Below are 14,092 nucleotides of genomic sequence, written 5' to 3' on the forward strand. Positions count from 1 at the left end.
TAATACAGCGTTAAGCCAGCCCTCCCAGAATCGCCCCCAGGCCAATCACCGAGGTTCCGAGCATGGAACTACCCTGGGCGCATCATGATCGTCCCGTTGCCCGTATCGGGCGCGGCGAGACTTATCAACTCCACCTGGCGTCCCCCGGCAGCGCACGACGCGCGGCGCTGGAGCAGTTCGTCCGCCAGCGCTTCGAGCAGCAGCACGGCGCACGCATCCGTCACTTCATGCCTTGTCTGTTCAGCCTGGAAAACCAGGCCGGGCAGTTGCTCGGCGCTGTAGGCGTGCGCAGTGCCGGCAGCGGGCCGCTGTTTCTCGAACGTTACCTGGACGAGCCGATCCAGAACGCCATCGGCGCACGCCTCGGCCACACCGAGCCTGGCCGTGACGAGCTGGTGGAAGTGGGCAATCTGGCCGCTGACAGCCCCGGCGCCGCACGCCTGCTGATCGTCGCCCTGACCGACTTGCTGGTAGCCCTGGGCTTTCGCTGGGTCACCTTCACCGGCACAGCGACGCTGCTCAACAGCTTCCAGCGTCTGGGCCTGGCGCCCATCGCCCTGGGTGAAGCCGAGCCGGCGCGTATGGGCGAAGAGCTGGCCGACTGGGGCCGTTACTACAACAGCCGCCCCTGGGTAATGGCCGGCGATATCCATGGCGGCCATCAACGCCTGCTGCAGATGGGGGTATACCCACGCCTGGGCCATCAACCGCTGTATGCCCTGGAGGACATGCCCGATGTGGCCTGTAGCTGAAGCCTTTTTCGCCCGTCTGGCCACCTTCGGGTCACGCACAGCGTTGGCCGAAAATGGCCGTGAGCTGACCTACGACGACCTGCTGGTAGCCGTGGCCAACCGCAGCCGCCATCTGCGCGAGCTGGGCGCTCAGCGCGTGGCACTGGCGCTGGATAACGGCATCGACTGGGTGCTGTGGGATCTGGCCGCGCTGCAGGCCGGCCTGGTCTGTGTGTCGGTGCCGGGGTTCTTCTCCGCTGAGCAGCAGCGCCATGTGCTCGACAGTGCCGGCATCGACTGCCTGATCGGCGCCGGCGCCCCCGGCTTCGCCAGCGTCGAGGGTGACATTCACCGGCGTAGCGTGGCGCAGCCAGCAGCGCTGCATCACGGCACCTGCAAGATCACCTACACCTCCGGCACCACCGGCCAGCCCAAGGGCGTGTGCCTGGATCTGGCCACGCAACTGGCTGTGGCCGACAGCCTGGTCAAGGCCAGCGCCAGCCGCAACGTTGAGCGCCATCTGTGCATCCTGCCGCTGGCGACCCTGCTGGAGAACATTGCCGGCGTCTACGCGCCGCTGCTGGCCGGCGCACGGGTGGAGCTGATGCCCATGGCGCAGATCGGCCTGAGCGGCGCCAGTGGCTTCGACCTGATGCGCTTTCTGCAGGCGTTGCAAGCCGCCCAGCCGAACAGCTTGATCCTGCTGCCGCAATTGCTGCTGGCGCTGGTCAGCGCGGCCGAACGCAAACTGCCGGTGCCGGGCTCGCTGCGCTTCGTCGCCGTCGGTGGCGGGCGCGTCTCCGCCCAGTTGCTGCAGCGCGCCGATGCGCTGGGGCTGCCGATCTTCGAGGGTTACGGGCTGTCCGAGTGCGCCTCGGTGGTGTGCATGAACACCCCCGAGCAGCGCCGTATCGGCAGCACCGGCAAGCCGCTCGGTCATCTGCAGGTCATGCTGGCTGACGATGGCGAAGTGCAGGTCAAGGGGGCGCGCATGCTCGGTTACATCGGCGACCCGGCGCCACAAGGCGAATGGTTGCGCACCGGCGACCTCGGCCATTTCGAGGACGGTTTCCTGGTGCTGCACGGGCGCAAGAAGCATCAGTTCATCACCGCCTACGGGCGTAACGTCAACCCGGAATGGGTCGAGTCCGAGCTGGTGCAGCAGTTGCCCATCGCCCAGGCCTGGCTGCACGGCGAGGCGCTGCCGGCCAACGTCGCGGTGCTGGTGCCGCGCTACCCCAATACCCCTGACGCGCAGTTGCAGGCAGCGGTGGACGCCGTCAATCACGGCCTGCCGGACTACGCCCGCGTGCACCACTGGCTGCGCGCCGATGCCCCCTTCAACGCGAGCAACGACCTGGCCACGGCCAACGGCCGCCTGCGCCGCACTGCCCTGTTCAATCATTACCAAGCCGCCATCGAAGCGTTGATGGCAGAAGGAGTACACGCATGAGCTTCTACGAATCCCTGCTGGCCCAGACCCAAGCCGAACGCAACTACCTGCTCGGCGCCCCGATCATCCAGCAGGCCATGACCGGCCAGGTCGCCTTGCACAGCTACATCGCCTTCCTCACCGAGGCCTACCACCACGTCAAGCACACCGTACCGCTGCTGATGGCCTGCGGCGCACGCCTGCCGGAGCGCCTGGAATGGCTGCGCGAGGCTATCGCCGAGTACATCGAGGAAGAAACCGGCCACCAGGAGTGGGTGCTCAACGACATCGCTGCCTGCGGTGCCGACAAGGAAGCGGTGCGCCATGGCACCCCGCACATGGCCACCGAGCTGATGGTGGCCTACGTCTATGACCGCATCGCCCGGCACAACCCGGTGAGCTTCTTCGGCATGGTCAACGTCCTCGAAGGTACCAGCATCGCCCTGGCCACCCAAGCCGCCGGCATCATCCAGGACAAACTGCAACTGCCGAACAAGGCCTTCAGCTATCTCAACTCCCACGGCAGCCTGGATCTGGAGCACATCGAGTTTTTCAAGAAGCTGATGAACCGCCTGGACAACGACGATGACAAGGCTGCCGTGGTGCACACCGCCAAGGTCGTCTACCGCCTATATGGCGACATGTTCCGCAGCCTGCCGCTTGCCGGCGAGGAGTAAGGTCATGCAACCGACGGATTGCCGTGCCCTGCTTACCGGCGCCAGTGGCGGTATCGGCCTGGCCCTGGCCGAGCGCCTGGCCGGCGCAGGCGCCCATCTACTGCTGGTCGGACGTCGCCTGGAGCCTCTGCAGCCTTTGCTGCAACGCTTTCCGCAGAACGTAAAACTGGTGCAGGCCGATATCGCCAGCCGCCGCGGACGTGATGCACTGGTTGCTGCGGCACAGAACTTCGGCGGGCTGAACTGCCTGATCAACGCCGCCGGGGTCAACCGCTTCGGCCTGCTCGACCAGCAGGACGAACAGCAAATCGCCGAGCTGATCGGCCTCAACGTCACCGCCACGCTGCAACTGACCCAACGCCTGCTGCCATTGCTACGTGCCCAGCACCGCGCGCTGGTGATCAACGTCGGCTCCACCTTCGGCGCCATCGGTTACCCCGGTTTTACTGCCTACTGCGCCAGCAAGTTCGCCCTGCGCGGTTTCTCCGAAGCGCTGCGCCGCGAGCTGGCCGACACCCATGTGCGCGTCCTGTACTTCGCCCCACGCGCCACCCGCACGGCGATGAACGCCCCCAGCGTGGTGGCGATGAACGATGAGCTGGGCGTGGCCATGGACGATCCCGCGCAGGTCGCCGAGCAGTTGCTCGACGCCATTGGCCGCGAGCAGGAGGAACGCCACCTGGGCTGGCCGGAGCGCCTGTTCGTGCGCCTCAACGGCCTGCTGCCGCGCGTGGTCGACCAGGCCCTGCGCAAGCAGTTGCCGATCATTCAACGCTTTGCCCGTCACAAGCACTGAGGAGATTACCGTGAACCTGTTTCGTACCCTGATCATCGCCGCACTCGGCTTCGCCGCCCTGCCCGCCTTTGCCCTCAGTGCAGGAGGCGAAGTGCAGTTGCACCAACTGCAGACACGCTGGGCCGAAATCAACTACCAGACGCCGGAAAAACAGCGCGAGGAAGCCTTCGCCAAGCTCGTCACGCAAGCCGATTCAGCCCTGGCCAGCGAGCCGAAAGCGCCGGAGCTGCTAATCTGGCGCGGCATCATCCTCAGCACCCAGGCCGGCGCCAAGGGTGGCCTCGGCGCATTAAGTCTGGTCAAGAAGGCCAAAACAAACCTGGAACAAGCCCTGGCCATCGCCCCGCAAGCGCTGGACGGTTCGGCCTACACCAGCCTCGGCAGCCTCTACTACCAGGTACCCGCCTGGCCGATCGGCTTCGGTGATGACGAGCTGGCCGAGCAAATGCTCAAACAGGCGCTGGCGATCAACCCGAATGGCATCGATCCGAATTATTTCTACGGCGACTTCCTGCAACGGCAGAAGCGCTTTGAAGAAGCCCGCGCCGCGCTGGAGAAAGCCCTGGCGGCCAAGGATCGTCCCGGCCGCGAACTGGCCGATCAGGGCCGCCGTGCAGAAGCCCAGGCGCTTTTGCAGCAGGTCGCAGGTAAACTCCGGTAACCCGCAACAGGAGTGACCATGCGCATTCTTCTCGTCGAAGACGATCAGGCGCTGGGCGAAGGCATTCGCACCGCGCTGAAACCCGAAGGCTACACCGTCGACTGGCTGCAGGATGGCGCCAGTGCCCTGCATGCCCTGAGCCACGAAAGCTTCGAGCTGGCCATTCTCGACCTCGGCCTGCCGCGCATGGATGGCCTGCAGGTGCTCAAGCAGTTGCGCGCCAACGCCAACCCGGTACCGGTGCTGGTGCTCACCGCGCGTGACGCCACCAGCGACCGCATCGCCGGGCTCGATGCCGGCGCCGATGACTACCTGATCAAACCTTTCGACGTGGCTGAACTCAAGGCGCGCCTGCGTGCTCTGCTGCGCCGCAGTTTCCAGCGCCCGCAACCGGCCCTGGAATACCGTGGCATCCGCCTCGATCCGGCCAGCCAGTTGGTCGAATACCAGGGCCAGACCATCAACCTGCCGCGCAAGGAATTTCTCCTGCTGCACGAATTGCTGATCCAGCCTGGCCGCGTACTGACCCGCGACAAGCTGCAACAGGCGCTGTATGGCTGGGACGAGGAAGTGGAAAGCAACGCCCTGGAAGTGCACGTGCACCACCTACGCAAGAAATTCTTCCCGGAGCTGATCCGCACCGTGCGCGGCGTCGGTTATCTGGTGGACAAATGAGCGTGCTGAAAACCTTCGGCTCCATCCGCACCCGTCTGCTCGCCCTTCTGCTGCTACTGGTCGCCGGCAGCTTCGGCCTGATCAGCCACAAGATCTACAACGATTCGGTGCATGAAGTGCGCGAGCTGTTCGACGCCCAGCTGTCGCAGACCGCGCGCCTGCTCATGGGCCTGGTGCGTCACGACCTGAGCGACAGCGAACGCCGCGAGATGCAGGCCGTACTCGACGAAGCCCTGCTGCTGCACAACGCGCGCAACCCGGACAACCTGCTCGGCCACGAATACGAGGGCAAGCTGGCTTTCCAGATGCTCGACAAGGATGGTGAGCTGCTGTTCCAGTCCGCCAGCGCTCCGCCTGGCCTGCTCAACGACATGATCACCCAGCTCGGCCTGGTGCTGCCGGACAACGACCAACCCATGCAGCAGCGCCTGGCACAACTGGCACGCTACCTGATCGGCTATCACACCCTGAGCATCGGCGAGCATCGCTGGCGCGTGTTCGTGCTGCATGACAGCCGCGATTATCACTGGGTACTGGCGGGAGAGCGCGAAGACGTGCGCGGCGAGCTGATCGGCAAGATCGCCCGGCGTAGCCTGCAACCGCTGCTGATCGGCCTGCCCATCGTCGGCCTGCTGCTGTGGCTGACCGTCGGCTGGGGGCTGTATCCACTCAAGCGCATGGCCGACGCCATTCGCGGCCGCGCGCCGGACAACTTGGCACCGCTGGTCTTTCCGCCGCTGCCCAACGAATTGGAGCCGATGGCCGCTGCGCTCAATCGCCTGTTGATGCAGGTCAGGCAGTTGCTGGAACAGGAAAAACGTTTCATCGCCGATGCCGCCCACGAGCTGCGCACGCCCCTGGCGGTGTTGCGTATCCATGCGCAGAACGCGCTGGAAGCACCGGATGCCGGTGATCGCGACGAAGCACTGCGACAGTTGAGCAGCGGTGTCGACCGTGCCACACGAGTGGTGGCGCAACTGCTGACACTGGCGCGTCTGGACCCCAACGGCATTCGCCTGAACATGGACGACCTGGATCTGCTGGCCTTCCTGCGTGGCGAACTGGCCGAGCTGACACCGCTGGCACTCAGTCGTGGCCAGGAGCTGATTCTCGACGCCCAGGAGCCAGCTGATTACCACCTGCCGGCGGATGCGCCCAGCCTGGGCATCCTGTTGCAGAACCTGGTGAGCAATGCCGTGCAATACACCCCGGCAGGCGGCTGCATTCAGGTGCAACTGCAGGCCACGCCACAGGAACTGGTACTGCAAGTGCTCGACAGTGGCCCCGGTGTGCCGGTGGAGTTGCGCGAGCGCCTGTTCGAGCGTTTCTTCCGCATCGGCGATGGCCAGGGCGCCGGGCTCGGGCTGTCCATCGTGCGGCGCGTGGTGGAACTGCATCAGGGCAGCATCGCCCTCGATGAATCACCGCTCGGCGGGTTGCGAGTCAGCGTGCGCCTGCCGCGCAGCCACTCATAGCCAGAGCAAATCGAAAGAATAGAAACAATCCGCTTTATCAATAATTGCGCTTCTTCGATCATGTGCCCCTGTTCGATAACCTCTACAGGAGTAACCCCGCATGAGCCTGATCAAGCGCCTTTTCCAGCCAACCAAACCGGTCCGGCAGGCGAGCACGCCAAGCGTGCAGGAACACCCGAATTTCTGGATGTATCAGTGAGTCAGCCGGCAGCACCAACTACCCGTAATGGCACCGGCCGCCCGGCCTTCTGCGCCAGGTAACGCGTGCAGCTGACGCGCAGAAAGGAAGCGAAGTTGACCACTTCACCGCGAAAATCCATGACCTCCTCATAGAGCTTGGTGATCAGCTGGTTGGTGGTCATGCCGTCGACTTCAGCGATCTCGCGCAGAATGTCCCAGAACTGATTTTCCAGACGCAAGGTGGTCACCACGCCGCGAATACGCAGCGAGCGTGAGCGCGATTCGTAGAGGATGGGATCGGCCTTCACATAGAGTTCGCACATCGTTCTGCTCCTGCTCGTAGCCCGCATGTAATCCGGGGGTCACCGGCCATGATGCGCCCCCGGATTGCATCCGGGCTACGGGTTTACAGATGAATTTCCGTACCGAGTACCTTGAGAAACGCCGCCAGCCAGGCCGGGTGTGCGGGCCAGGCCGGCGCGGTGACCAGATTGCCCTGCACATGCGCCTGATCCACCGCGATGTCCACGTACTGGCCGCCAGCCAAGGTCACTTCCGGCGCACAGGCAGGATAGGCGCTGCATTCGCGCCCTTCCAGCACACCGGCTGCGGCCAGCAATTGAGCTCCATGGCAAACGGCGGCGATGGGTTTACTCGCGGCAGCGAAGGCCTTCACCAGGGCGATGACATGCGCATTCAGGCGCAGATACTCCGGCGCACGGCCACCGGGAATCACCAGCGCGTCATAATCCTCGGCACGCACCTTGGCGAAATCGAAGTTGAGCGCGAAGTTGTGCCCCGGCTTCTCGCTGTAGGTCTGATCGCCTTCGAAATCGTGGATGGCCGTGCGCACCGTCTGCCCGCTGACCTTGTCCGGGCAGACCGCATGTACGCTGTGGCCAACCATCTGCAGCGCCTGGAACGGCACCATGGTTTCGTAGTCTTCGGCGTAGTCGCCGACCAGCATGAGAATCTTCTTGGCAGCCATGATCGTCTCCTGAGGGAAGGTGGAACGAACAGCATTATTCGCCGCTGTTTCTTCCGACAGGTAACAACCGGGTACTACTCATCCCACAGCCAAGCGTCGATGCACCGGCGGATGCGGTGCCCCGCCGTGAACATGCCCGGCGCAGAATCGAAAAGCTTCGCCCCGGGGCGGGGCTCCTACACGAAGGCACGAAGCGATGCAGCCCTGCGCCCCGCCGCGAACGTGCCCGGCATAGAGCCGAACTTCGTCCTGGGGCGGGACGCTTACGACACGCTGCCCTGAGCGCTATTACCGGCCACGCCTGACAGCTTTCAGAGCGCGTATTTTTGCAGGTTCGCCATCATTTCCCTGAGCGCCTCGACGTTGTCCGCCGGGTGCGCGGCGCCGTCGAAATCGCAGATGCGCTGCCACTGCGCGGCGACATCCTCGGGGCTGAAACCGGCCTTGGGGTCGAAACCGGCGCCGAGGCTACGCTCCCAACGCACCTTGCCGACCCAGCCACCGCCCACTTCGTACAAGCCGCCGGTATCCTGGCAGGCGGCGCTACCGAGGTACACCACCAGCGGGCTGACCAGCTCGGGCTTGAGCTGCTCGAACACCTGCGGCGGGATCAACCCTTCGGTCATGCGCGTGGCGCCGGTCGGGGCGATGGCGTTGACCAGGATGTTGTTCTTGCGCCCTTCGATGGCCAGGGTGCGGGTCAGGCCGTACAAGCCAAGCTTGGCCATGCCGTAGTTGCTCTGGCCGAAGTTGCCGTAGATGCCGGAGGTGGACGAGGTGAAGATCACCCGGCCGAAGTTCTGTTCGCGCAGATGGGGCCAGGCGGCGTGAGTGGTCTTGTAGGCGCCCTCGACGTGCACCTTGTAGACCAGATCCCAGTCGGCATCCTCCATCTTGTGGAAGCTCTTGTCGCGCAGGATGCCGGCGTTATTGACCAGTACATCGATGCGACCGAAATAATCCAGCGCCGTCTGCACGATCTTGTCGCCATCGGTCACCGAATCATGGTTGGCCACCGCAGTGCCACCGAAGGCGCGGATCTCTTCCACCACCTTGTCCGCCGCCGAAGCGCTGGCCCCTTCACCATGGGTGCTGCCACCGAGGTCGTTGACCACTACCCTGGCGCCATGGCGGGCGAACAGCAGCGCATGGGCACGACCCAGACCACCGCCAGCACCGGTAACTATGACTACTTGATCTTCGAAACGGATGGCATCGCTCATCGACAGGCTCCTAGGCAGATTGCGAATACCCCGAGTGTCAGGCAGCCCTGCAGGCGGCACAAGGCGCGCGCAGGCGCTGAATGACAAGCGATAATGCGACCTTATACGCGCCTCAGGCGAGGCGAATCAGGCTGAGGTGGTTGTACAGGTGCATGACGTGCGCCTGACCGTACTCGGCATGGCTCAGGGCGCCATAGGCAAAATGCGGCTGCAATTCACCGGCATGGCTGGCGAAACGCTCGAACGCCATCTGCAGGCGCTGCAAGGCCTCGGCCTGGCTGGCCGGTTCAAGCAGAGGCGCCGCGCCGGGAATGACCTCATCCAGTGGATGACGCATGGCACCGCGCGCGCTGAATACGGCGAATGCGGCTGGCCCGAGGCTGTGGAGGAACCAGGCGGGCTTCAGCTCGGGGTAACCGTCGATGGAATAGTCGATGCTCTGCGCACAGTGGTTGAACACTTGGCTCGGGCTCCAGCCTCGCACACTGCGTAGTGTCTTGCCCTGCAAGTCAGCCAGCACCTGGCGCGCCCCCTCCAGACTGGCGACCGCGGGCTGCGGCCCCGTCGGCAAGACCCAGTAACCGGCGCCGAGGGCGGCGGCGCCGGTCAGTGCTGCGCCTTTGAGCAGGGTACGTCTACGCATGTAGGCTCCTTGTGCTGCGAAACTGCAGATAATGTTCGAGTACCGCCGCCGGCGCTTCGAGTTGCGGATAGTGACCAATGCCGTCGAGCAGCACCGTATCCGGGTCACTGATCAGCTCACGGTAGCGCGCCACCATATGCGCCCCGGAGATGGGGTCGAAGGCGCCGTCGATCACCCGCATCGGCAGCGTCGTGGCCTGCATCGCGCTGACCCAGCGCTGCCGTTGCTGACGCCGCTCAGGCATGTAGCGAATCAGGCGATGCATCACCGCCGGGCCGTTGTTGTACGCCACCAGTTGCCACAGAGCATCCAGTTCGGTCTCGCTGGGCTGAGTTTGCGGGCCGAAGATGCGGGCGAAACTCTGTGCCAGCTTGCGTCGTGAGAACAACCGCCCGATCAGCGGCCCAAGCGGCCCGAGCAGCAGTTTCTGTACGCGTACCGGATGATGCGTCTCGGGGAACAAGCCGCCATTGAGGAAGACACAACTGGCCAGTTGCAGCCGCCCTTCCTGATGCCGCGCAATCAACTCCTGCGCCACGCTGTCACCGTAATCGTGGGCCAGCACATGCAGTGGGCGCGATTCACCGACATGCGCCAGCAGCGCCTGCTGCAAATCGGCCTGTTCCAGCAGGCTGTAGGCATGCCCACGCGGTTTGGCCGAGTAGCCGAAACCGAGCAGGTCGCAGGCGATCACCCGATAACGTTCGGCCAACGGCACCCATAGACGATGCCAGTCCCAACTGGCGCTGGGAAAGCCGTGAATCAATAGCAGCGGCTCGGCCTCGGCGTTACCGGCGACCCAGTAGCGGATGGCGTGGCCCTGAAAGTCCAGGGTCTGGCTTTGCGCGCGCCATGTGTCCAGGGCGATGCCTGGCAGCTCGCTCACTGGTCGTAACCCGGCATCTGTTGATCGAGCTTGCGCAGCAGCGCCGGCCATGGCAACGAGCCGCCCATGCCCTGTGGCGTCTTCATCACCCCGGCAATCATCGCCTGCGCGCCATCGAGAATCAGCTGCGGAATATGGATCAGCTCGGCGCCACCACTCTGCGCCATCACCTGAATCTCGCAGGCGCGCTGCAGGGTGAACATGCCGAGGAAGGCATCGGCAATACTGCCAAAGGCCGTGAGCAATCCATGGTTGGGCAGGATCATGAAGTTCTTGTCGCCCAGATCGGCCTGCAGCCGCGCCTTCTCGTCATGGTTCAGCGCCACCCCTTCGTAGCCGTGGTAGGCCAGACTGGAGAGGACGAACAGCGACTGCTGCGACAGCGGCAACAACCCCTGTTTCTGCGCCGACACGGCAATACCGGCAGGCGTGTGAATGTGCAGCACGCACCCGACATCGTGGCGCACCTCATGCACGGCACTGTGAATGGTGTAACCGGCCGGGTTGATATCGAAGGGGCTGTCCATCAACTTGCTGCCAGCCAGATCGACCTTGACCAGGCTCGACGCCGTGATCTCGTGGAACATCAGGCCATAGGGATTGATCAGGAAATCTTCCGTGCCCGGCACCTTGGCCGAGATGTGGGTGAAAATCAGGTCATCCCAGCCGTAAAGTGCGATCAGCCGGTAACAGGCCGCCAGGTCGATGCGTGTACGCCATTCGGCTTCGGATACCTGATTCTTCACGGCAGGGAGTTGCAGCTGAGCAGTCACGGCGATCACCTCGATCTTGTTATGGTCGGTGTGAACGCAGTCTAGCCAGACGCGCGACTCAGGCTAGTTGCCCTGGCAGCCATCCTGATGGCTTTACAGGTCAGCCGCTGCTGCGCTGCGGGGGGATAAGCCGACATTCGCCACATTGATTGCCCTTCGACCATCCGCCCGACAGCCCACCACGCCAGGTCAGGGCCTCGGCTGCCGCAGGCGAACGCCGGCAGAGTGCGGCGTGGCTCAGGCCTTCAGCGCTGCGGCAAAGGCCTGCAGCCAGGGTTCGGCGTCCGTTTCCGGGGTCACGGTTTCGCTGCAGTCCAGGCGCAACATGTCCACCACTTCACGCAGCCCCAGTTCGGCATACAGCTCGCGCATCAGCTCACCGGCACCACAGAAAGTGTCATAGCTGGAATCGCCCAGCGCCAGCACCGCAGCAGGCCGGCCACCCAAGGCTGGCAGGCGGTCGCGAAGTTCGCTGTACAGCGGCAGCAGGTTGTCCGGCAGTTCACCCATACCGGTCGTGGACGTGACGGTCAGCAGAGCGTCCGGCGCAAAAGCCAGCAGCTCTTCGAGATTCATGTTGCTTTTGTGCCAGGCATCCAGCCCGCCAGCCTTGAGCTGACCCTCGGCATGGCGCGCAACCTCTTCGGCCGTACCGTAGACCGAGCCCGAGACAATGGCGACTTTCATGACAACTCCGGAAACAGGAATAACGCCGCGTATTATGCCGCAACTGGACAGCCTGACCCGATGTTTTAGAATGCCGCCACACCCACCGCGGAACCAGCCTCATGATCAATGCCAAACTGCTGCAACTGGTAGTCGATGCCTCCAACGATGGAATCGTGGTGGCCGAGCAGGAGGGCGAAGACAATATCCTGATCTACGCCAATGCCGCGTTCGAACGCCTGACCGGCTATGCCAGCGATGACATTCTTTATCAGGACTGCCGCTTCCTCCAGGCCGGTGATCGTGACCAACTTGGGCTGCAAGCCATTCGTGACGCCGTCAAGGCGAACAAACCCTGCCGGCAGATCATCCGCAACTACCGCAAGGATGGTAGCGCCTTCTGGAACGAGCTGTCGATCACCCCCGTGCTCAACGAGAGTGATCAGCTGACCTACTACATCGGCATCCAGAAGGACGTGACCGAGCAGGTCGAAGCCAAGCAGCGTGTGCGTGAGCTGGAGGCCGAAGTGGCCGAACTGAAAGCCGAACTGGCGCGCCTGAAAAACTGACGAACGGGCAAAACGATCCAGCAGCCGCACAGTCTCAAGGGCTTGACCCCATGCAGTCTGATGCCATGCACAGTGACCCGCTGTTGACTCAGGACGAACTGGACTACCTCCAGAAGATCCTTTTCAAACCTGCACAAACGCGGCCAGCCAATGCTGCGCCGCAGTTGATCATGGGTGAGCAACTGCGGGAGTTGCTGGCCCGCCTGGGCCAGGAACAACAGTTGAGCCTGGATGCTCACAGCAACAATCAGCACCTGAGTTTTCCTTTGCACCTAATTCGGGACGAGCACAGCCCACGCCTCGAGCTGGGCGCGCCGCTGATTTTCGAACAGGGCGTGAACGAGCGCCCCTGGCGCCTGACCCTGAGTTCGCCACTGACATTGCTCGACAGCAACGATCAGCCCAGCGGCCTGAAAGCACTGGAACTCTCGAACAATGGAATGCTGCTGCAATACGGCAAACCCGGCCTGCCCGCCAGTAATCCGTTGCTGCAGCTGATGCTGCCTGAGGATCGCCGCGTGCAACTGCGCGCCAGGCTGGTCAGGCGCGTCTGCCAGAGCCGTTATGCCTACAGGTTGCAAACGCTGCATGCAGAAGACGAACAGACCCTGCGCCGCTATCTGTTCGAACAGCACAGCGCGCAACCACTGCAGATGGCGGCCGTCAGCTGATCGTTGCCTGAGTCGTCAGGTATCGAGATGGCCCGCCAGGAACTGCTGCAGACGTCGCTGCATCAGACGCGCTTCATTACCCAGGCATGCGATGGGCGAGCCCGCCAGGCTGTCCTCGGCCAGATCGGCACTGTCACCAGCCAGCAATACCGGGCATTGCAGGCCCAGCGCCAGACGTGACAGCTGCCTCGGCAACTCCTCGCCTGGCGGCTGATTGCTGAACAGCACCAGCGCCTGCGGCTGCATACGCTCACAGATCAGCGCAAGATCCGCCAGCGGTACACCAGGCCCCATTACCGTGACATCGATGTCCTGATTGCCCAACAGCAAGGCAGCAACCAGCAACTCCAGCTCGCGGCATTGCCCCGGCAGCGCCACCAGCAGGACACGCTCACGGGCATCGTCACGCCCCAGTTGCAAACGCTGCCAGCAGCGCCCACGCAGGAAACCATCGAGCATCAGCCATTCACCGCGCTGACCGACCTCATCCTGACGCAGCAGCAATTCCTGCCACACCGGCATGACAATGTCCTGAAACACCACAGGCAGCGGGTAGCAGGAAAATATCTGCCCGTACAGGCGCTCCAGACGAGGCTCATCGAAGTTCTGCAGCGCGCTGCGCACCTGATCCTGCCACTCGCTCCAGTCGTCACTGCTGACTTCGTTGTACGCCGGGGTGGCTGCACTGCGGCTGCTGGCGCTCTTGGCCAGAATCGAACCCACCTTGCTCACCGCTACGCCGCGCTCGATCCAGGCCAGGATACTGCGCACCGCTTCGATATCGGCATGTGAGTAAAGGCGATGACCGCTGTCGGTCCGCGTGGGCTGAATCAGGCCGTAACGCCGCTCCCATGCCCGCAGGGTCACCGGGTTGACGCCGGTGATACGAGAAACCTCGCGGATGGGGAACAGCTCTTCCTGCTTCAAAGCGCTGGACGCAAGCGATGTGACGGAGGCGAGTTCTGGCATGGCTTCAGGCATCACGGCAACGAAATTCACAGGCATTGTAACCCAGCCAAGGCCAGCTTACATTGTGCAGGAACTGT

The 14,092-nt window shown here is 63.6% G+C and carries 17 protein-coding genes; 9 read left to right on the plus strand and 8 right to left on the minus strand.

Annotation, left to right across the window (positions count from 1 at the left end; translation table 11 throughout):
* Positions 1 to 62: 62 nt before the first annotated feature.
* The 7 genes from J7655_RS14960 to J7655_RS14990 are packed head-to-tail and all read left to right on the plus strand — an operon-like array spanning position 63 to position 6,447.
* Positions 63 to 752: a thermostable hemolysin gene (locus tag J7655_RS14960; protein WP_230925118.1), complete on the plus strand. Its 690-nt coding sequence runs from the start codon at positions 63 to 65 to the stop codon at positions 750 to 752.
* Positions 736 to 2,184: an AMP-binding protein gene (locus tag J7655_RS14965; RefSeq protein WP_230925119.1), complete on the plus strand. Its 1,449-nt coding sequence runs from the start codon at positions 736 to 738 to the stop codon at positions 2,182 to 2,184. The genes J7655_RS14960 and J7655_RS14965 overlap by 17 nt, the downstream gene beginning before the upstream one ends.
* Positions 2,181 to 2,840, plus strand: a complete 660-nt coding sequence (locus J7655_RS14970) for an iron-containing redox enzyme family protein (RefSeq protein ID WP_230925120.1) — start codon at positions 2,181 to 2,183, stop codon at positions 2,838 to 2,840. The genes J7655_RS14965 and J7655_RS14970 overlap by 4 nt, the downstream gene beginning before the upstream one ends.
* 4 nt (positions 2,841 to 2,844) lie before the next feature.
* Positions 2,845 to 3,636, plus strand: a complete 792-nt coding sequence (locus J7655_RS14975) for an SDR family oxidoreductase (protein WP_230925121.1) — start codon at positions 2,845 to 2,847, stop codon at positions 3,634 to 3,636.
* Between the two features lie 10 nt (positions 3,637 to 3,646).
* Positions 3,647 to 4,297, plus strand: a complete 651-nt coding sequence (locus tag J7655_RS14980; protein ID WP_230925122.1) for a tetratricopeptide repeat protein — start codon at positions 3,647 to 3,649, stop codon at positions 4,295 to 4,297.
* Positions 4,298 to 4,315: 18 nt separating this feature from the next.
* Positions 4,316 to 4,972, plus strand: coding sequence for a response regulator (locus tag J7655_RS14985; protein ID WP_230925123.1), 657 nt, complete (start codon positions 4,316 to 4,318; stop codon positions 4,970 to 4,972).
* Positions 4,969 to 6,447, plus strand: a complete 1,479-nt coding sequence (locus J7655_RS14990; RefSeq protein WP_230925124.1) for an ATP-binding protein — start codon at positions 4,969 to 4,971, stop codon at positions 6,445 to 6,447. The genes J7655_RS14985 and J7655_RS14990 overlap by 4 nt, the downstream gene beginning before the upstream one ends.
* Before the next feature lie 200 nt (positions 6,448 to 6,647).
* On the opposite strand, the gene J7655_RS14995 is transcribed toward J7655_RS14990, so the two are convergent.
* From J7655_RS14995 to J7655_RS15025, 7 genes are all read right to left on the minus strand, one after another.
* The gene (locus J7655_RS14995) at positions 6,648 to 6,950 is read right to left on the minus strand and encodes a ribbon-helix-helix domain-containing protein (protein ID WP_147812342.1); all 303 of its coding nucleotides are present in this window, start codon (positions 6,948 to 6,950) and stop codon (positions 6,648 to 6,650) included.
* A gap of 83 nt (positions 6,951 to 7,033) precedes the next feature.
* Positions 7,034 to 7,618 (minus strand): DJ-1/PfpI family protein, encoded by a 585-nt coding sequence (locus J7655_RS15000; RefSeq protein WP_230927737.1) that lies wholly within the window; start codon positions 7,616 to 7,618, stop codon positions 7,034 to 7,036.
* 308 nt (positions 7,619 to 7,926) lie between these two features.
* Positions 7,927 to 8,838 (minus strand): SDR family oxidoreductase, encoded by a 912-nt coding sequence (locus J7655_RS15005; protein WP_230925125.1) that lies wholly within the window; start codon positions 8,836 to 8,838, stop codon positions 7,927 to 7,929.
* Between the two features lie 112 nt (positions 8,839 to 8,950).
* Positions 8,951 to 9,481 (minus strand): DUF1569 domain-containing protein, encoded by a 531-nt coding sequence (locus J7655_RS15010; protein WP_230925126.1) that lies wholly within the window; start codon positions 9,479 to 9,481, stop codon positions 8,951 to 8,953.
* Entirely contained in the window at positions 9,474 to 10,367 is an 894-nt protein-coding gene (locus J7655_RS15015; protein ID WP_230925127.1) for an alpha/beta fold hydrolase, read from the minus strand. Before J7655_RS15015 ends, J7655_RS15010 begins: the two co-directional genes overlap by 8 nt.
* On the minus strand, positions 10,364 to 11,140 hold the full coding sequence (locus J7655_RS15020; RefSeq protein WP_230925128.1) for a class II aldolase/adducin family protein: 777 nt from the start codon (positions 11,138 to 11,140) through the stop codon (positions 10,364 to 10,366). The genes J7655_RS15015 and J7655_RS15020 overlap by 4 nt, the downstream gene beginning before the upstream one ends.
* 237 nt (positions 11,141 to 11,377) lie before the next feature.
* Positions 11,378 to 11,827 (minus strand): flavodoxin, encoded by a 450-nt coding sequence (locus J7655_RS15025; protein WP_230925129.1) that lies wholly within the window; start codon positions 11,825 to 11,827, stop codon positions 11,378 to 11,380.
* A 101-nt stretch (positions 11,828 to 11,928) separates the two neighbouring features.
* Between J7655_RS15025 and J7655_RS15030 the strand changes: the two genes are divergently transcribed.
* Complete coding sequence (locus tag J7655_RS15030; protein ID WP_230925130.1) at positions 11,929 to 12,375, plus strand: PAS domain-containing protein; 447 nt, start codon at positions 11,929 to 11,931, stop codon at positions 12,373 to 12,375.
* Between the two features lie 50 nt (positions 12,376 to 12,425).
* Positions 12,426 to 13,046 (plus strand): PilZ domain-containing protein, encoded by a 621-nt coding sequence (locus tag J7655_RS15035; protein WP_230925131.1) that lies wholly within the window; start codon positions 12,426 to 12,428, stop codon positions 13,044 to 13,046.
* 15 nt (positions 13,047 to 13,061) lie between these two features.
* Here J7655_RS15035 and J7655_RS15040 read toward each other — a convergent pair whose 3' ends face one another.
* Positions 13,062 to 14,015, minus strand: coding sequence for a MerR family transcriptional regulator (locus J7655_RS15040; RefSeq protein WP_230925132.1), 954 nt, complete (start codon positions 14,013 to 14,015; stop codon positions 13,062 to 13,064).
* Between the last annotated feature and the right edge of the window lie 77 nt (positions 14,016 to 14,092).

The organism is Pseudomonas wenzhouensis, assembly GCF_021029445.1.
In the GTDB taxonomy this organism is placed as follows: domain Bacteria; phylum Pseudomonadota; class Gammaproteobacteria; order Pseudomonadales; family Pseudomonadaceae; genus Aquipseudomonas; species Aquipseudomonas wenzhouensis.

Coding starts and splice junctions, on each gene's coding strand:
- J7655_RS14960 (WP_230925118.1), top strand. CDS start 63: ATGGAACTACCCTGGGCGCATCATGATCGTCCCGTTGCCCGTATCGGG.
- J7655_RS14965 (WP_230925119.1), top strand. CDS start 736: ATGTGGCCTGTAGCTGAAGCCTTTTTCGCCCGTCTGGCCACCTTCGGG.
- J7655_RS14970 (WP_230925120.1), top strand. CDS start 2,181: ATGAGCTTCTACGAATCCCTGCTGGCCCAGACCCAAGCCGAACGCAAC.
- J7655_RS14975 (WP_230925121.1), top strand. CDS start 2,845: ATGCAACCGACGGATTGCCGTGCCCTGCTTACCGGCGCCAGTGGCGGT.
- J7655_RS14985 (WP_230925123.1), top strand. CDS start 4,316: ATGCGCATTCTTCTCGTCGAAGACGATCAGGCGCTGGGCGAAGGCATT.
- J7655_RS14990 (WP_230925124.1), top strand. CDS start 4,969: ATGAGCGTGCTGAAAACCTTCGGCTCCATCCGCACCCGTCTGCTCGCC.
- J7655_RS14995 (WP_147812342.1), bottom strand. CDS start 6,950: ATGTGCGAACTCTATGTGAAGGCCGATCCCATCCTCTACGAATCGCGC.
- J7655_RS15005 (WP_230925125.1), bottom strand. CDS start 8,838: ATGAGCGATGCCATCCGTTTCGAAGATCAAGTAGTCATAGTTACCGGT.
- J7655_RS15010 (WP_230925126.1), bottom strand. CDS start 9,481: ATGCGTAGACGTACCCTGCTCAAAGGCGCAGCACTGACCGGCGCCGCC.
- J7655_RS15025 (WP_230925129.1), bottom strand. CDS start 11,827: ATGAAAGTCGCCATTGTCTCGGGCTCGGTCTACGGTACGGCCGAAGAG.
- J7655_RS15030 (WP_230925130.1), top strand. CDS start 11,929: ATGATCAATGCCAAACTGCTGCAACTGGTAGTCGATGCCTCCAACGAT.
- J7655_RS15035 (WP_230925131.1), top strand. CDS start 12,426: ATGCAGTCTGATGCCATGCACAGTGACCCGCTGTTGACTCAGGACGAA.
- J7655_RS15040 (WP_230925132.1), bottom strand. CDS start 14,015: ATGCCAGAACTCGCCTCCGTCACATCGCTTGCGTCCAGCGCTTTGAAG.